Source organism: Actinomadura sp. K4S16 (assembly GCF_008327685.1).
Lineage (GTDB): Bacteria > Actinomycetota > Actinomycetes > Streptosporangiales > Streptosporangiaceae > Spirillospora.
Genome location: NZ_BDDE01000012.1, coordinates 341699 through 359295, shown reverse-complemented (window position 1 = coordinate 359295; position 17597 = coordinate 341699). Strand labels below are relative to the sequence as shown.

At 75.0% G+C, this 17597-nt stretch carries 13 protein-coding genes; 4 read left to right on the top strand and 9 right to left on the bottom strand.

What is annotated here, in order from left to right:
- Window positions 1-88 precede the first annotated feature (88 nt).
- The 4 genes from K4S16_RS13000 to K4S16_RS12985 form a co-directional block, all read right to left on the bottom strand.
- The gene (locus K4S16_RS13000; RefSeq protein ID WP_149259154.1) at window positions 89-469 is read right to left on the bottom strand and encodes a DUF3499 domain-containing protein; all 381 of its coding nucleotides are present in this window, start codon (window positions 467-469) and stop codon (window positions 89-91) included.
- A 122-nt stretch (window positions 470-591) separates the two neighbouring features.
- Complete coding sequence (locus tag K4S16_RS12995; RefSeq protein ID WP_149259153.1) at window positions 592-1239, bottom strand: response regulator transcription factor; 648 nt, start codon at window positions 1237-1239, stop codon at window positions 592-594.
- Entirely contained in the window at window positions 1236-2477 is a 1242-nt protein-coding gene (locus K4S16_RS12990) for a sensor histidine kinase (RefSeq protein ID WP_149259152.1), read from the bottom strand. Before K4S16_RS12990 ends, K4S16_RS12995 begins: the two co-directional genes overlap by 4 nt.
- Window positions 2465-4105 (bottom strand): substrate-binding domain-containing protein, encoded by a 1641-nt coding sequence (locus tag K4S16_RS12985; protein ID WP_149259151.1) that lies wholly within the window; start codon window positions 4103-4105, stop codon window positions 2465-2467. Before K4S16_RS12985 ends, K4S16_RS12990 begins: the two co-directional genes overlap by 13 nt.
- Before the next feature lie 196 nt (window positions 4106-4301).
- On the opposite strand from K4S16_RS12985, the gene K4S16_RS12980 reads away from it, so the two are divergent.
- Window positions 4302-4730 carry a metallopeptidase family protein gene (locus K4S16_RS12980; protein WP_235036763.1) on the top strand — a complete coding sequence of 143 codons (429 nt, stop codon included), beginning with the start codon at window positions 4302-4304 and terminating at the stop codon, window positions 4728-4730.
- A 291-nt stretch (window positions 4731-5021) separates the two neighbouring features.
- Here K4S16_RS12980 and K4S16_RS12975 read toward each other — a convergent pair whose 3' ends face one another.
- The 4 genes from K4S16_RS12975 to K4S16_RS12960 all read right to left on the bottom strand — a co-directional run bounded on the left by K4S16_RS12975 (window position 5022) and on the right by K4S16_RS12960 (window position 11392).
- Window positions 5022-6464 (bottom strand): DUF5719 family protein, encoded by a 1443-nt coding sequence (locus K4S16_RS12975; protein ID WP_149259150.1) that lies wholly within the window; start codon window positions 6462-6464, stop codon window positions 5022-5024.
- Window positions 6464-9754, bottom strand: a complete 3291-nt coding sequence (locus K4S16_RS12970; RefSeq protein ID WP_149259149.1) for a glycosyltransferase family 2 protein — start codon at window positions 9752-9754, stop codon at window positions 6464-6466. The genes K4S16_RS12975 and K4S16_RS12970 overlap by 1 nt, the downstream gene beginning before the upstream one ends.
- Before the next feature lie 184 nt (window positions 9755-9938).
- Window positions 9939-10202, bottom strand: a complete 264-nt coding sequence (locus K4S16_RS12965; RefSeq protein WP_141581130.1) for a WhiB family transcriptional regulator — start codon at window positions 10200-10202, stop codon at window positions 9939-9941.
- A 269-nt stretch (window positions 10203-10471) separates the two neighbouring features.
- Window positions 10472-11392 carry a hypothetical protein gene (locus tag K4S16_RS12960; protein ID WP_149259148.1) on the bottom strand — a complete coding sequence of 307 codons (921 nt, stop codon included), beginning with the start codon at window positions 11390-11392 and terminating at the stop codon, window positions 10472-10474.
- Between the two features lie 117 nt (window positions 11393-11509).
- On the opposite strand from K4S16_RS12960, the gene cofD reads away from it, so the two are divergent.
- From cofD to K4S16_RS12945, 3 genes are all read left to right on the top strand, one after another.
- Window positions 11510-12463 (top strand): 2-phospho-L-lactate transferase, encoded by a 954-nt coding sequence (gene cofD, locus K4S16_RS12955; protein ID WP_149259147.1) that lies wholly within the window; start codon window positions 11510-11512, stop codon window positions 12461-12463.
- Window positions 12464-12510: 47 nt separating this feature from the next.
- Window positions 12511-13791 carry a coenzyme F420-0:L-glutamate ligase gene (locus K4S16_RS12950; RefSeq protein ID WP_200841876.1) on the top strand — a complete coding sequence of 427 codons (1281 nt, stop codon included), beginning with the start codon at window positions 12511-12513 and terminating at the stop codon, window positions 13789-13791.
- Between the two features lie 145 nt (window positions 13792-13936).
- Window positions 13937-16501 carry a bifunctional FO biosynthesis protein CofGH gene (locus K4S16_RS12945; RefSeq protein ID WP_149259145.1) on the top strand — a complete coding sequence of 855 codons (2565 nt, stop codon included), beginning with the start codon at window positions 13937-13939 and terminating at the stop codon, window positions 16499-16501.
- A 78-nt stretch (window positions 16502-16579) separates the two neighbouring features.
- On the opposite strand, the gene K4S16_RS12940 is transcribed toward K4S16_RS12945, so the two are convergent.
- Window positions 16580-17524 (bottom strand): LysR family transcriptional regulator, encoded by a 945-nt coding sequence (locus K4S16_RS12940; protein WP_149259144.1) that lies wholly within the window; start codon window positions 17522-17524, stop codon window positions 16580-16582.
- Window positions 17525-17597: the final 73 nt, after the last annotated feature.

Below are 17597 nucleotides of genomic sequence, written 5' to 3'. Positions count from 1 at the left end.
AACGGCAGGTTCACGAGCCTACCGGGACGACGGGACGCGCCCCGCCGCGACGCCGGACCGGGGACCGGGACGGGGGCGGGCCCCGTGCTCACTCCTGGCCGGGCTGCGTTCCGGCGGGCTCGGAGCGGAGCACGCGCAGGTGACCGCGGCGGCCGACCTCCGTGCCCTGGCCGACCGGCTCGTGGCCGGACCCGGGGGCGGGCCTCGCGGCCTCGCGGACCGCGTCGGCGAGGGCCTCGAGGTCGTCGGCGGTGGGCTCGGACTCCTCCTCGACGGGGAGCCGCACCAGCTCCCACCCCATGGGGGCGGTGAGCCGTTCGGAATGCTCTGCGCACAGGTCGTAGCAGTGTGGCTCGGCGTACGTTGCGAGCGGCCCCAGGACCGCGGTGGAGTCGCGGTAGACGTACGTGAGCGTGAACACTGCGGGCGCCTTGCAGGCGGTGCGGGAGCAAGTGCGGACGGGGCTCACGATGGCTGACCGTACCTCCCCCCACCCGGCTCCGCCACCACCCCGGCGCACGTGTCGCCGTTACCGGCCGATTTCCGTGGTAATAACTACATCCCGTAACGATCCGAATATTCACCGTGCCTTCACCGCGCGGTGCCGAGCCAGCGCGCGATGGCCGCGCCCCGGGTTCGGACGTGCAGCTTGGCGAAGATCCGGTTGACGTGGTTCTTGACGGTGTACTCCGAGACGACCAGGGCCCGCGCGATCTCGCCGTTGGAGCACCCTCGCGCGATCAGGTCCATCACCTCGGCCTCGCGCGGGGACAGCCCGAGGTCGTCGCGGGGCGCCGGGGGCCGGGCCGGGGCGGCCCCGCCGCGCAGCGCCTCGACGACGGCGCGGCTCGCGGGCGGCGACAGCGGGCTGGACCGCCCGGTGACCGTGTCGTGGACGGCGGCGAGCAGCTCGTCCGCTTCGAACGCCCCGTGCACCAGGTACCCGGACGCGCCGTTGCGGATGGCCTGGCCGATCACGTCGGCGTCGGTGTCGTAGGACAGCATGAGCACCTTGGCGATGGCGCTGAGCGGCCCGGCGGCGACCACGCCGTCCACGCCGGGCATCCGGACGTCCAGCAGGACGAGGTCGGGGCGCAGCGACCGGGCCTGCTCGACGGCGTGGGCGCCGTCGACGGCCTCGCCGACGACCTCCACTCCCCCGGACTCCAGGATGGTCGACAGGCCGGCGCGGACGACGGGGTTGTCGTCCACGACGAGGACGCGGACGCGGTCGCTCATGACAGCTGCCCCGCCGACTCGGGGGCGTCCTCGGCGGGCCACGAGGCGCGCGGGACGGTGAGGGTGACGGTGGTGCCGCACCCGGGGGCCGAGCGCACGCCGAGGCGCCCGCCCGCGCGCCGGGCGCGCTCGGTCATGCCGACGACGCCGTAGTGGCCCTCGCGGGCGAGCAGGTCGAACCGCCCTCCCTGCGGCGGGACGAACCCGGCGCCGTCGTCGCGGACCGACAGCTCCAGCCCGTCCGGGGACCCCGCCAGCCGGACCTCGACCCGGCCGGCCCGCGCGTGCCGCTCCACGTTGGTCAGCGCCTCCTTCAGCACCGAGACGATCTCGTAGCGGACGGCCACGGGGACGTCGTCGTGCGTCCCGTCGGCCACGACGTCGACGGGGACCCCGGCGATCCGGCTCCACTCCTCGGCGACCTGCCGGACGGCGTCCGGGAGCGGCAGCCCGTACGCCTCCTCGCGCAGGTCGGCGATCAGTCCGCGGGCCTCGTGCGCGGCGACCCGCAGCGCGGACAGGATGTCGCGGGCGCCGCGTTCCGCGCGGTCGGGGGACGTGCGGATCCAGCCGGGCAGCGCCGCCGCCGACAGCGTGATGCCCTGCAGGGTCTTGGCGAGCGAGTCGTGCATCTCGCGGGCGAGCCGGGTGCGCTCGTCGGCCGCGGCGACGGCGGCCTCGGCGCGGCGGCGTGCCTCCTCCGCCTCGGCGTACTGGTCGAAAAGGATCCGCAGGACGACTCCGGCGCAGGCCGCGAGCGGATAGAAGACGGGCAGGGCGATGAGGAGCCCGGGGTCGTGCCGGTCGGCGGGCGTCGCCGAGCCCATCGCGGCGAAGCAGAGTGCCACCTGCGCGGTGCACACCAGCAGCACGGGCCCCCACGCGTACAGGACGCCGGCGAGCGCTGCCGTCATCACCGTGAACAGGAAGAACGGCCCGAAGACGCCGCCCTTGACGAGGACGCCGAACACGAGCAGGGCGTCCAGGCAGCAAAGCAGGGGCATGCGCCGGACGAGCCGCAGGACGGGCCGCCACACGACCAGGGCGAGCGCGCTCTCCACGCCCAGCAGAGCGATGGCGGCCGCGAGCCCGCGGTCGAGCCCGCCGCCGCTCTCGGGCCCGTAGCTGTCCTGGAGGACGACCGCCATGGCGAGCAGGAGGCAGCGCAGCAGCAGGAGCAGCCGGAACGTCACGGCGACCCGCGTCGTGGCCCGGGCGTCCTCGGTCACTCGGGACACCGGGGCTCGTCGCAGACGCGGAGCTGGTCGGAACGCAGGAAGAGCCGCATCACCATCTCGGGCTTGTCGATCTTGTAGGCGCCGCCGTCGGTGACGGCGGCGACCTTCCGGAGGGAGGGGTCCGCCTCGGCGCCGAACCCGAGAACGATGACGCTCACCGGGCGCCGCGCGTTGAAGGCCCCTCCAAGATTCTTCACCGTTCGGGCGATTTCCGTTCCCGGGGCGCTGCGCGGGCCACCGGCGGTGAGGACGAGCACCACGTTGAGCCCGTCCCTGCCGTAGTGGCGGTCGACCTCCCGGTACGCGGCCCTGATCGCCGGGTACAGCCCGGCGGCCTCGCCGCGGATCGGCCGGACGTGCTGGAGCCGCTCCTGCAGGATGAGGCGCTGGTTGCCGCCGTCCTGCGTGCGCGCGCCGAGCTCCCGGATCGGGGTCAGGGGCCGGTAGGGGCGGCGGCCCGGCGCGCCGGTGAGCGTCCAGAGGCCGAAGGACGAGTCGTCCGGGACGAGCGCGAACCCCGTCGAGAGCGCTTTCACCATCGCGTCGAACCGCGTCCCGGTGGCGCCCGGCATCGGGGCGCCGCCCCGCGACGGGTCGATGAGCGCGAGCACGTTCAGGCCCTGACCGAGCTTGCGCCACGTCTCCTGGACCCCGGCCGCCGCCCCCGGACGGACCACCGCGAGCGGTCGCGGTGCGCTCTGCCCGGGGCCGCGGAGGCCGGCCCGCTTGAGGTCGCCGGCCGTCCGGGGCGACCGGAGCTCCTTCAGGAACCCGTCGGCGACCCGTCTCCGCTTTGCGTCGGACGTGGCGACGACGTACGGGAAGTCGAGGTAGGGCGTGCCCAGACGCGGGTAGGCGACGGCGATCGGCTCCCCGTCGCGGTCCTGCTGCTTGACACGCTCGTTGTGCTTGAGGAAGGCCTGCTCCGGGGCGGCGACGACCGCGGACCCCTCGTCGCCGCCTCCGCCGAAGGCGGTCTCGACGCCCTTCCCGTTCGGGATGGTCTCGGCGGTGCGCAGGACGGCGGTGAACCTGTCCAGCGCGCCCTTGCCGCTTCCGGCGGACGCCTGGAGCGCGAGCAGCGACACCGTGCCCGCCCCGGTGCGCGCGGGGTCCGGCAGCCGGAGGTGGAACTCCGGCGTGCGGCGTCCGGGCCGGAAGGCGCCCCATGACCTGCGCTCCAGGTCCCTCCGGTACCGGCTCGCCATGGTGGCGGACACCCCGAACACGATCGGGCTGGACGCGATCGAAGGGGCCTGCCCGGCGGGCCGCCGTCCCGCGAGGTCGGGCCAGGCGGAGGAGTCGGGGATCCACACGTCCGGGACGCCGCGCGCGGCGCGGAAGACGCCCGCGGCCTCGCCCGAGCCGCGCGCGGTGACCCGCACCGAGGGGCACTGCCCGGCGGCGCGCCGGGCGGCGTTGAAACGGGCGGCGGCGGCGAGCGCCGCCGGAGCGATCGCGGGATCGGCGCTGACCGACAGCCGCTCGCGCGCGCCGTCGCAACCGGAGTCGCGCGCGGCCAGCGCCCAGCCGCCGCCTCCGAGGACGAGCCCCACGCCGAGGGCCATGGCGGCGGCGACGGTGACCTGGTCGCGGCTCCGGCGTGCGCGCCGGGACGGGGGATTCACGGGAAATCGGCCCTTCGAAATGCACCATCGGCCACGCGGGCCCGGGAGCCATGGCTCCGCCACTGTAACCACTCTTTTCACGGCAGAGCCATACGAACGGCCCGTTGCGCGGGCCGTTCCGGACAGAGCGGTACAAAAGTCCACATGGAAGGGCCTTACGGGTGGGCCGCGTCACCAGCGGAGGTACTCTTGAGGCGTGCGATCCCGTGTGGCAGGCGTACGGCGCCGCGATCGGCACGGTCGCGGCCTCCGTGGTCCTCTGACGCCCCCGCAGGCGCCGGTCTCACGCACCCGCGCGGAGCGGTTCGCCGACCTCGTCGACGACGAGGTGCGGCGCCTCGCCGGGCGCTGGGGCCGCGAACTGGCCCGGGTGGAGTTCACGGTCGAGGAGGTGCCGGCCATCGACCCGTCGTTCGACGGGCCGGTCCCGCTCGGCCAGACCCTCCCCGGCGCCGGCGACCGGCCGGTGCGCATCGCCGTCTACCGCCGCCCCGTCGAGGCCCGCGCCGCCGACGAGGCCGAACTCGCCCACCTGGTCCGCGACCTGCTCGTCGAGGAGGTCGCCGACCTGCTCGGCCTCTCCCCCGAGTCCGTGGACCCGAGCTACGACTCTCCCGACGACTGACCGGCGCCCGGAGCGCAGCGGAGGGCGCAGGTCAGTCGTGCGGGGGGCGTGGGGGGTCGCCCCCCACAAAGACACTGCCGACTGACCGGCGCCCGGAGCGCAGCCGAGGGCGCAGGTCAGTCGTGCGGGGGGCGTGGGGGGTCGCCCCCCACAAAAGACACTGCCGACTGACCGGCGCCCGGAGCGCAGCCGAGGGAGCCAGTCAGTCGTGCGGGGGGTGTGGGGGGTCGCCCCCCACAAAGACACTGCCGACTGACCGGCGCCCGGAGCGGACGGGCGCGCTCCCGGGTCTCAGTTGGGGGTCAGGGCGGTCTGGGAGTCGGCGGTCGCCGGCAGGCGCAGGAGCGTCGGGGCCGGGACGATCGGCAGCACGGTGAACAGGTAGTCGCCGCCCTTGCCGGTGGCGAGGATGCGGGACGCGTAGACGGGAGCGGAGCCGGGCTTCGGCATGATCACCGCGCCGAAGGCGGCGTCCGCGCCGGTACCGGGGGCGGCGAGCTTGGTCTCGACCGTGCGTCCCGCTCCGATCGTGACCTCCTGGGGAGTGCCCGCGCCCTGCGCGTTCACGGTCGTGACCTGGACGGTCGCCGCGCCGTACGGGGCGGTCAGGGCGAGGGACGAGTCGAACCGGTTGTCGGCCACGACGCCGGGGCCGGCCGCGCTCAGCGGGGGCGTGGCGGCGCCGTAGGCGACGTCGGCGCCCCGCTCGGCGGCGAAGCCCGCGAGGATCGGACGGTCGGCGGTGAGCCGGACGGCGGCGGCCCGGCCGGACAGGGCGCCGTCGAGGGGGACGGAGGTCACGGTCATGCCGGGGGCATCCAGGACGTCCTGGCCCTGCGGCGCGAACGCGCCCTCCGCGGTGATCACCTGGACCCTGATGCGGGCATCGGCCTCGCCGGGGACCGCGACCAGCAGGCGGCGCTTGCCAGAGCCCCCCGGCACCCCGGGGACGAGGACTGAGGCCGCGGGCGCGGGCGACTGCGGCAGCCACTCGGTGCCCTTCTTCTTCCCGATCCGCACGCGCAGGGACGCGGCGACGCGGCCGCTGGTGGTGCGGACGCGCAGCGCCAGGTCGGCGGCGGTCTTCACGATGTCGCCGAGCCCCTCGGGCGATCCGCCGATCCGCACGATCCGGGTGGTGTAGGGCTCGACGGGCGTGCCGCGCCCCTCGGTGGTGTCGAGCGGTCCCTCGCCGGAGAGGGCGGAGACGTCGACGGACGCGGGCTGCGCGTCGACGTTGGTCAGGTAGAGGTCGAGTTCGTCGGCGGCGACCGGCCCGGGGCCCGTGAACCACAGGTCGGTGCCGGGGACGGCGCAGCGGGCGCCGGCGAGGCCGCGGTCGTCGCCGCCGTCCCGGTACGCGGTCTGCTCCGCCTCCAGCCCGCCGGCGATGGGGCCGGTGGCCCTGAGGGTGTAGGAGTTCTGGCCGGACTTGGTGTCCTCGCCCCAGGCCTGGCCGGGCGACGTCATGGATCCCAGCGGCGAGCCGCCTTTGGTCGGCGCCACGTCCACGCGTCCGCCGCCCGTCTTACGGGGAAGGGACTGGACGGCGAGGCGGCCGCCCTCGTGCCCCGGGCAGACCATCACGGCGTGCGTGACCGGCGCCTCGCGGCCCTTCTCGGACGCCTCGCCCGGACGGGAAAACGTCGCGGCGCCGTAGAGGGCGGCGACGGCGACGAGCATGAGGGCGGCCGTGGCGTACCGCATGCCGAGGAGGCGCAGGACCTTGTGCATCAGGACACCTCCTCGGGGCTCGTCTCCTCCGCGGGCTCCGCGGGCTCTGCGGGCTCCGCAGGCGCGGCGAGCTCCAGGGGCTTGGCGGGCGGCAGCGCCGGCTGGGGGCGGGCGCGGGGGGCGCGGCGCCGGCCGCGCCGGCCGCGGCGGCGGCGCTCCCGTTCGCCGGTGGGCATGAAGTCCGCCTGCGCACCCGGCAGCGCCAGGACGGCCACCAGCAGGACGGCGATCCCCTGGACGACGACCCAGGCGTGCCGGGTGGCCATCGACCGGGTCAGCTCGAACTCTCCCCCGGTGGCGGGGATGTCGTAACCCTGCGCCCAGCCGTCCACCGTCCGGGCCTTGACGTCGCGGCCGTTCAGGGCGGCCCGCCAGCCGCCGTCGGCCGGTTCGGCCAGGAGGAGCGTGCGCGTGCCCGTCCCCGGTGGGATCCGCACACGGGCGTCGACGCGCCCGGCGGGCAGCGGCGTGACCGTCGAGCCCTGCAGGAGCATCATCCGGCCGGACGCCGCCTGGAGCCGCCACACGGCGAACGTGCCCGTCCGGCTGAGGCGGATGAGTTCGGGCGACGCGTCGAGGACCTTCGTGAGCGGGTCGCTCGCGGGATGCGGCACCAGGAGGTACTGGACGCCCATCCGCGTCAGGGCCGGCCCGTCGTCGCCCTCCCGGCCGGCGGCCATGCCCGCGACGAGGTCGTCCATGCGGTCGCGGGCCGGCCCCTTGACGGTGACCTCCGACTCGCCCAGATGGGGCCGCGCGCCTCTCAGGACCGTGTAGGAGACCCGTCCGGTCGGCTCCCGGTGCAGGACGAGCGTCCTGACCCCACCGGAGCCCTGGACGAACTGGGGGACCGTGTCGGGGTCGAGCCTGCCGAGGGGGCCGCCCGCGCCGCCGACCACCCAGAACCCCGCCGCCAGGACGGGTGCGGTGAGCGCGGCGGCCACCACGACCGCGCCGCCCGCCTTGTAGATCAGGTGCTGGCCCGCCAGGGCCTCGGTGGCGCGCTGGACGGCGGCGGTGGCGGCGAGCAGGACTCCGGCTCCGGCGAACAGCAGCGCCGCGCCGGGCCACACCGGCGCCGCGTCCGCGCCCTTGGTGACGGTGGCGGCGCTGGCCAGCACCGCGACGAGCAGTCCGAAGACCGCCAGCAGCCAGCCGGCCAGCACCTGGCCCCGGCGGCTGCGCAGCGGCAGCGCGCAGACGGCGACCGCCAGCAGCCCGGCGAGCGCCCACCGCGCGGGCGTGCCCGGCCCTCCCGGGTCGAGCGCCAGCAGGTCGGCCGGGGCGGCGGGGTCGAACCGCCGGTGCAGGCCCGCCTCCGTCAGGAACCCCGACGGGTGGAGCAGCAGGCCGGCGGTCAACGGGAGCGTCAGCAGCGGCGGGACGCCGAGCGCGATGGCGAGGCCGCGCAGGCCCTGCCGCCCCGGTCGGTCGAGCAGCGCCCACACCGTCCCCGCGGCCAGCAGGGCGATCGGCCAGACGAGGGGGACGAAGGACATCGCGACGGCGAGCAGCAGCGCGACCGTCCAGGCGGCCCGTCCCGCGCGCTTGCGGCGCGTGCGGGGGTCCAGCGCGGCGGCCTCCGACCGGGGGTAGCCGTAGACGCGGGCGGCGTGCACGGCGATCAGCGGGAGCAGGACGAGGACGACGGCGGTCCCGAGGCGCCCGCCCGCGACGGCGCCGGTCGCGGCGGGCAGCAGCGCGTACACGGCGGCGAACCAGGCGCGGACGGCCGGCACCGGGACGCGGCGGCCGGTCGCGCGGGCGCGCCGTCCCGTCCGCGGCGCCTCCACCACCAGCAGGCGCGACGCGCGGTAGGCGGTGAGCCCCGCCAGCGGGACGCTGCCGAGCAGCAGGACCGACACCGCCAGCCACGGCTTTCCGAACGCGGCGGTGGACAGGACGGCCAGGATCCCGACGTACGGGGGGCTGCCGGCGTCGGTGCCGAGCCCCACCGGATGCCAGCCGGACAGGTACTGCGCCCACAGGTCGCTCGCGCCGCCCCACGCGGGGACGAGCGCGCCGCCGCCGAGCCGCCCGGCGGCAGTCACCAGGGAGCGTTCGGCCGCGACCGCGACGGCGGCGAGGCCGAGCACGACCATGACGCCGGGCCGCGCGAGGAACCGGCGGATCGGGCCGGGCTCGTCGGCCGTGATGTCGTCGGCGACGTCCTCGCGGTCGCGCTCGTGGGCGGCGAAGTACTCCGAGACGGCCTCGCCGGCCCGGCGCAGCACGACCCAGCGCGTCTGGAACCGCCGGACGCTGCGCCGCACGCGCGTGCGGCCCTCGGCGCGGACGGCCCGCGCCCGCCGGAGCCCGCCGGGCGAGCGCAGGACGTCGCCGAGCGCGCGCAGCTCCTCGCGGGCCATGCCCGGCCGCTTGGTCGCCACCAGGACGAGGGCGTGGGCGAGCGACGCCCACACGTTGCGGACGAGGGCCCGCAGCATCGCGCCGAGCGGCTGGTTGGCGAGCAGGGTGAGCAGCGCGTTGCGGCGGTCGCGGCGGGCCGGGTGCTCGGTGGTCATGCCGATCTCGCGGAGCCCGCGCCGGGACGCCTCCGCGTGGTAGACGACGGCGTCGCTCGCGGTGACGACCCGGTACCCGGCGGCGTGCACCCGCCAGCAGAAGTCGAGGTCGTCGCGGAAGATGCCGTACTCGACGTCGAAGCCGCCGAGCTTCTCCCAGACGTCGCGGCGGACGAGCATCCCCGCGCTGCCGACCGACAGCACGTCCCGGACGCCGTCGTGCTGGCCCTGGTCGAACTCGCGCCGGTCCAGGCCGGTGTGGCGGCGCCCGGCGGCGTCGACGGTGACGCCGAGCTCGCGCAGGACGCGGCGGTCGTCCCAGTCGCGGACCTTGGGGCCGAGCACCGCCATGTTGGGGTCGGCGTCGGCCGTGCGCAGCAGCCGGTCGAGCGCGTCGCGGTCGGGCGCGCAGTCGTCGTGCAGCAGCCAGATCCACTCCGTGCGGGGCCGGGACGACCCCTGGGACTGGTCGGCGGGGACGGGGTCGTCGCCGGTCACGGGGGCGGACGCGGCGTCCTGCCGCAGCGCCTCGGCGATGGCCTCGCCGTAGCCGGTGGTGCGGGGCAGCGTGAGGACCTCGCCCTCGCCGACGACCTCCGCGAGGACGGCGGGGCCGCGGTCGCGGCTGCCGGTGTCGACGGTCACGAGGCGCTGCACGGGGCGCGACTGGGTGAGCAGCGCCTTCAGCGCCTCCGGAAGCCACCGCGCGCCGTCGTGCGCGACGAGGACGGCGGTGACGACATGGCGATCGAGTGTGGGGGCCAAGGGTCGCTCGATCTGTGGGACGGACGATGGCAGTGCTGGCCGAACGGCCGGTGCCGAACGGGCATCCGGCGCTGAACGAGCGTCAGCCGTGCCGGCCCTGGGGCCGGCACGGCTGATAACTGTACGCGTGGCCGCGCCGGGCACGCTCCGGATCCCCCGAGATCCGGGGTCGCGGCCCGCCGGGTCAGACGGCCTGGCGCTTCAACTTCCGGCGCTCGCGCTCGGAAAGCCCTCCCCAGATGCCGAACCGTTCGTCGTGCTGCAGCGCGTACTCAAGGCACTCCGTACGCACCTCGCATGCCCGGCACACCTTCTTGGCCTCGCGAGTGGAGCCGCCCTTCTCCGGAAAAAACGCCTCCGGATCCGTCTGCGCGCACAGGGCGCGCTCCTGCCAGCCCAACTCTTCGTCCTCTGTGCCGTGCGCCAGCGGGATGACCACCTCGCTCACAGCGCACCTCCCTGCCCGTGGAACCCCCTGGTCAATGCCCTCCAGAGCTTCCTTCCCCCGGGACGGCATTGAAACTACACGGACGAAATTACACGCGTGTATCAGCCGCCCCGTCAAGCCGGAAGGCATTCCCGGGCGACATAGCGGGTTTTGCCGGGATGGGCATGCTGACCTTCAGATGAAGATCAGTTAATCGGGCGGTCACCGCGAAGGCGAGGCCTCACCGAGGGGGTTCGCGGGAGGCTTCACGGCGGGTCCGGCCGCGGGTCCTACTGCGGGGGCGGGGGGCGGTTGTCCCGGTACCAGTCGCCGCCCTCCTGGTCGCCGGCCTGCGGCGGGGCGGGCTGGGTGCCCTGCGGGCCCTGGTCCTGTCCGGAGCCGCCGCCACCGCCGTAGGCGCGGGTCCACTCGCCCATCTCCTCCTGGTCTGCGGACGGCTGGCCCTGCTGCCCCTGCTGCCCGGCCTGGTAGCCGCCCTGGCCGCCGTACTGCTGGTACTCCTGCTGGCCGTACTGCTGCTGCTCGTAGCCCTGCTGGGCGGGCTGGCCGTACTGCTGGCCGTACTGCTGCTGCTCGTACCCCTGCTGAGGAGCCTGCTGGCCCTCCGCGGCCTGCTGCTGCCCGTACTGCTGGTACTGCTGGTACTGCTGCTGGCCGTACTGCTGCTGCCCGTACTGCTGCTGACCCTGCTGGCCCTGCTGGTAGCCGAAGTCGGGGTAGGCCCCCTGCTGCATCTGCGGCTGCGGGCGCGGGGGCTGCATCCCCTGGAAGACCGTGAAGGCGTACCAGCCGCCCACGCCGACCACGGCCAGGTCGCCGGCGCCGACCAGGAAGGTCGTGAGCTTGCTCACCGCGCCGGCGTAGTCGGAGTTCGCGAGCATCCCGCTCAGCCACGAGATCACGCCGAACAGCGCGATGCCGCCGAGGATGCCGAGCGCCCCCATCGCGATCGTCCGCGCCTGCGGGGTCGGGGTGGCGCCCGAGGTCGTCAGCGCCACCGCCAGGACGACGAGGCCGACCATCGCGACCTGCAGGAACGTCCCGTCGTTGGTCTGGGCGAGGGCGCGCAGCGTGAAGCTGCCCCCGCCGCCGAGAAGCGAGATGATGCCCGCGAGAAGGTGCACGCCCGCCGCGGCGAGCAAAACCCAGGCGGCCGGTTCGCGCAGGCGCTGGACGGCTTCCTTGTTCACGGTGACATCTCCAAGGCTCAGGACGGGCCGTTCCCCATTGCAGGCAAAGCTTTGCATAGTGTCGCCCGGAGCGGCGACCCCTCCGGTCGCCCCGGGGATCACCGTAGGGTTGAGGCCATGAAGATCGTGGCGTTGGCGGGCGGGATCGGCGGCGCCCGTTTCCTGCGCGGGCTCCTGGCGGCCGCCCCGGAGGCGGAGATCACCGTCATCGGGAACACCGGGGACGACATCTCCCTGTTCGGCCTGCGGGTGTGCCCCGACCTGGACACCGTGATGTACACCCTCGGCGGCGGCATCAACGAGGAGCAGGGCTGGGGCCGGGCGGAGGAGACGTTCACCGTCAAGGAGGAACTGGCCGCCTACGGGGTGGGGCCGGGATGGTTCGGGCTCGGCGACCGCGACTTCGCCACGCACATCGTCCGGACCCAGATGCTGGCGGCCGGCTACCCGCTGTCGGCGGTCACCGAGGCGCTGTGCGACCGGTGGCGGCCCGGGGTCCGGCTGCTGCCGATGACCGACGACCAGGTCGAGACGCACGTGGTGGTCGAGGACGAGCAGGGGCGGCGCGCGATCCACTTCCAGGAGTGGTGGGTGCGGATGCGCGCCTCGGTCCCGGCGCTGTCGATCGCGGCGGTCGGCGCAGCGGAGTCCAAGCCGGCGCCGGGGGTCCTGGCGGCGGTCGAGGCCGCCGACGTGGTGCTGTTCCCGCCGTCCAACCCGGTGGTGAGCATCGGGACGATCCTGGCGGTGCCCGGCATCCGGGACGCGGTCGCGGCGAAGACCGTGGTGGGCGTGTCGCCCATCGTCGGCGGTGCGCCCGTGCGGGGGATGGCCGACGCGTGCCTGACCGCGATCGGGGTGGAGACGTCGGCGCGCGCGGTCGCCGAGCACTACGGCCTCGGACTGCTGGACGGCTGGCTCGTCGACGAGGCCGACGCCGACGTGCGGGTCGAGGGCATCGAGGTGCGCTCGCGCCCGCTGCTGATGCGCGACGCCGAGGCGACCACCGCGATCGCGCGCGCGGCCCTCGACCTCGCGGTGGAGCTGAAGCGGGCGGGGGTCGCCGAGTGAGCGCGGGACCGGGCGGAGCGGACCGCGGGGCCGTCCCCCCGCAGCGGATCGAGGTCTTCGGCGTGCCGGGGCTGCCCGAGGTCGCCGAGGGCGCCGACATCGCGGCGCTGATCCCGGACGGGACCGTCGAGGACGGCGACGTGCTCGTGGTCACCTCCAAGATCGTCAGCAAGGCGGAGGGGCGGGTCCTGGTCGCGGGCGACCGGGAGAAGGCCATCGACGCCGAGACCGTGCGGGTGGTGGCGCGGCGGGCGCACGCGCGCGGCGAGACCCGGATCGTGGAGACGCGGCAGGGGCTGGTGCTGGCCGCCGCCGGCGTGGACGCGTCCAACACCCGGCCCGGCACGGTGCTGCTGCTGCCGGAGGACCCGGACGCCTCGGCCCGGCGCATCCGCGCCGGGGTGCGGGAGCGGACCGGCGCCGAAGTGGCCGTGATCGTGTCGGACACGCTCGGCCGACCCTGGCGCAACGGGCTGACGGACGCGGCGATCGGCGCGGCCGGGCTGGCCCCGCTCAGCGACCTGCGCGGGCGCGACGACGCCTACGGCAACCGGCTGGACGCCACGATCACGGCCGTCGCCGACGAGATCGCGGCGGCCGGCGACCTGGTCAAGGGCAAGCTGGAGGGCGTGCCGATCGCGGTCGTGCGCGGGCTGCCCGGCCTGGTCACGCGCGAGGACGGGCCCGGCGCGCGGGCGCTGGTGCGTCCCCCCGAGGAGGACATGTTCCGCTTCGGGTCGGCGGACGTGCTGCGCGCGCGGCGCACGATCCGCGAGTTCACCGCCGAGCCGGTGGACCCGGCGGCGGTGCGGCGCGCGGTCGGCGCCGCGATCACCGCGCCGGCGCCGCACCACACCACTCCGTGGCGGTTCGTCCTGCTGGAGTCGGCCGGGTCCCGGACGCGGCTGCTGGACGCGATGCGCGACGCCTGGGAGGCCGACCTGCGCCGCGACGGCTTCTCCGAGGAGTCGGTCACCAAGCGGCTGCGGCGCGGCGAGGTGCTGCGCCGGGCGCCCTACCTCGTCGTCCCGTGCCTGGTCATGGACGGCTCGCACGACTATCCGGACGAGCGGCGCTCGCGCGCCGAGCGCGAGATGTTCGTGGTGGCGGCCGGGGCCGGCGTGGAGAACCTGCTGGTCGCGCTGGCCGTGGAGGGGCTCGGCTCGTGCTGGGTGTCGAGCACGATGTTCTGCCGCGACGTGGTGCGCGACGTCCTCGACCTGCCGGACGACTGGGACCCGATGGGCGCCGTCGGGGTGGGCCACGCCGCCGCGCCCCCGCGCGAGCGGCCGCCGCGCAGCCCGGACGCCTTCATCGAGACGCGGTGAACCCGGTCCGGTGAACCCGGTCCGGTGACGGCTCGGGAATAGATGCGGAGCGGCCTCGGCTTGAACAGCCGGGGCCGATCTTTTTGTCCGGTTTCTCGGACCCCCGACGCGGCGCAGAATATGACGATTGGCATAGAGTGCCCGCATGGACGGCACGAGCTCCGCTCTTCGCCGGGCCCTGGCCCGCGCGCGCGACGGCAAGACACTGGACCGATCCGAGGCCACCACACTGCTGCGGGCCCGCGGGGCGCAGCTCGACGACCTGCTCGCCCACGCGGCCCGCGTCCGCGACGCCGGACTGGAGGCCGCGGGCCGCCCCGGCGTCATCACCTACAGCCGCAAGGTCTTCATCCCGCTGACCCGGCTGTGCCGGGACCGCTGCGGGTACTGCACGTTCGCGACCGTCCCGCATCGGCTGGACTCCCCCTACCTCAGCCCCGACGAGGTGCTGGAGATCGCGCGCCGCGGCGCGGAGATGGGCTGCAAGGAGGCGCTGTTCACGCTCGGGGACCGTCCCGAGGACCGGTGGCGCCCGGCCCGCGAGTGGCTGGACGCGCACGGCTACGACGACACGCTCTCGTACGTGCGCGCGATGGCGATCCGGGTGCTGGAGGAGACCGGGCTGCTGCCGCACCTCAACCCCGGGGTGCTGACCTGGCGCGACTTCCAGCGGCTCAAGCCGGTCGCGCCGTCCATGGGGATGATGCTGGAGACGACCGCGACGCGGCTGTTCAGCGAGCGCGGCGGCCCCCACTTCGGGTCGCCGGACAAGGACCCGGCGGTCCGGCTGCGGGTGCTGGAGGACGCGGGCCGCACGAACGTGCCGTTCACGACCGGCATCCTCATCGGGATCGGTGAGACGGTCGAGGAGCGCGCGGACGCGATCTTCGAGATCCGGCGGACGATGCGCGAGTACGGGGCGATCCAGGAGGTGATCGTCCAGAACTTCCGCGCGAAGCCCGACACGAAGATGCGCGACACCCCGGACGCCGAGCTGGAGGAGCTGGCCGCGACGATCGCGGTGACGCGGCTCGTCCTCGGGCCGAAGGCGCGCGTCCAGGCGCCCCCGAACCTCGTCGCCGACCAGTACGCGCTGATGCTGCGCGCCGGGATCGACGACTGGGGCGGGGTGTCGCCGCTGACGCCCGACCACGTGAACCCGGAGCGGCCGTGGCCGCAGATCGACGAGCTGGCCGCCCGGACCGCCGGGGCCGGGTTCGAGCTGCGCGAGCGCCTCACGATCTACCCCGAGTACGTGCGCCGCGGTGAGCCGTGGCTGGACCCGCGGCTCGCGGGCCACGTCGCCGCCCTTGCCGACCCCGCGACCGGGCTGGCCCGCGAGGACGCCGTCCTTGAGGGGCGCCCCTGGCAGGAGCCCGACGGCGGCTTCACGGCGTCCGGCCGGACCGACCTGCACACCGAGATCGACACGACCGGCCGCACCGCGGACCGGCGCGACGACTTCGACGAGGTCTACGGCGACTGGGACGCGCTGCGCGACCGCATGGCCGCGCCCCAGCGGTTCGACGCCGACGTCAAGGCCGCCCTGGCGCGCGCGGAGCGCGACCCCGCGGGGCTGTCCGACGACGAGGCGCTGGCCCTCCTGCACGCCGACGGCCCGGAGCTGGACGCGCTCGCCGCGCTTGCCGACGGCCTGCGGCGCGACGCCGTCGGCGACGAGGTCACCTACGTCGTCACCCGCAACATCAACTTCACCAACGTCTGCTACACCGGCTGCCGGTTCTGCGCGTTCGCGCAGCGCCGCACGGACGCCGACGCGTACACGCTGTCCCTGGAGCAGGTCGGCGACCGCGTGGACGAGGCGTGGGAGGCGGGCGCCACCGAGGTCTGCATGCAGGGCGGCATCCACCCGGACCTGCCCGGCACCGCCTACTTCGACCTCGCCCGCGAGGTGAAGCGCCGCGCGCCCGGCATCCACCTGCACTCCTACAGCCCGATGGAGGTCGTGAACGGCGCGTCCCGGACGGACCTGTCGATCCGGGAGTGGCTGGAGGCGGCGAAGGAGGCGGGCGTCGACTCGCTGCCGGGGACGGCCGCCGAGATCCTGGACGACGACGTGCGGTGGGTGCTGACCAAGGGGAAGCTGCCCACCGACCAGTGGGTCGAGGTCGTCACCACCGCGCACGAGATCGGGATCCCGACGACGTCCACGATGATGTACGGGCATGTGGACACGCCCGCGCACTGGGTGGCGCACATCAGGCTGCTGCGGTCGATCCAGGAGCGGACGGGCGGGTTCAGCGAGTTCGTGCTGCTGCCCTTCGTCCACCACAACTCGCCCATCTACCTCGCCGGGCTCGCGCGACCGGGGCCGACCGCGCGGGAGAACGTCGCCGTCCACGCCCTGGCGCGCATCCTGCTGCACGGCGCGATCCCCAACATCCAGACGTCCTGGGTGAAGCTCGGGGACGAACTGTGCACGCGCGTCCTGCAGGGCGGGGTGAACGACCTCGGCGGCACGCTCATGGAGGAGACGATCAGCCGCATGGCCGGCTCGGAGAACGGCTCGTTCAAGCCCATCAGCGAGTTGGAGGCGATAGCGGCGCGCGCGGGCCGGCCCGCCAGGCAGCGCACCACCCTCTACGGCGAGGTCCCCGCCGAGCGCCTGGAGGCGTCCCGCCGCACGGACGGCATCGGGCACTTCGGGCGGCAGTCGCTCACCCTGACCCCGGTGTCCCGTCCTGTATGACCGGTGAGCGGCGCCGGTGGTGGAGCCGCCCGGCGGGCGCTCCACCACCGGCGCGGCCGGCTCGTCGTGAAGGGCTGATCAGGGCGCGCCGCGGCGGACGCTGGGGCGGCGCTCGACCAGCTGGTCCGCCGAGCGGCGCAGCTCGCGCAGGACGGCCTCGACCGAGGGCCGCACCTCCGCGCCGACGCGCGTCCACAGGACCATGCGGCGCTCCACGGGGGCGTCCGCGACGTCCCGCACGAGGATGCCCTCCTCCCGCTCGGCGAGCGCGAGATCGGGCACCAGGCAGACGGCGCCGCCCTGGGCGACCATCGCGAAGATGACCATCAGGTCGTTGGACCGGTAGCGGACGTCGGGCCGGAAGCCGCCCAGCTCCACGCACGTCCGCTCGAGCAGTTCGCCGTGGTTGGTGCCGACGTGCCCGGTCGCCCACCGGCACCCGGCCAGGTCGGCCATCCGCACCGGGCCGTCCGCGCGGGCGAGCGGGTGGCCCTCGGGCATCCCGACCCGCATGGTCTCGGTGACGAGGACCTCGGAGGTCAGCTCGGGCCTGCGCGGGCGCGGCAGGTGCGAGTACTCGTCGGTCAGCACCACGTCGATCTCCTGGAGCACCAGCGCCTGGAGCACCCGGTGGAACTCCTCGTCCAGCACGTCCACCACGAGATCGGGATACGCCTCCGCCAGCCGCGGCAGGGCCGGGGCGAGGACGTGCAGCAGCGCCGTCTGGAAGCCGACGAGCCGCACCACCCCCGCGACGCGCCCGCTCGCCGCGAGCGCCTCCTCCTCGGCCCGCTTCGCCCGCGCCAGCAGCGCCTCGGCGTGCACGACGAGCACCTCGCCCGCCTCGGTCAGCCGCAGCCGCCGCCCGGCGCGCTCGACCACCGGCACGCCGACGTCCCGCTGCAACTGCGCGAGCTGCTGCGACACCGCGGACGGCGTGTAGCCCAGGGAGTCGGCGACCGCCGCGAGCGTTCCGCGCAGCTTGAGCTCGCGCAGCACCCGCAATCGCCCGAGATCCAGCATAGTGAAGCGATTCTTACACAATCCCTCCAGAAACCGTCGCTGGACCTCAATGTTGGACGGAGTCAAACTGTAG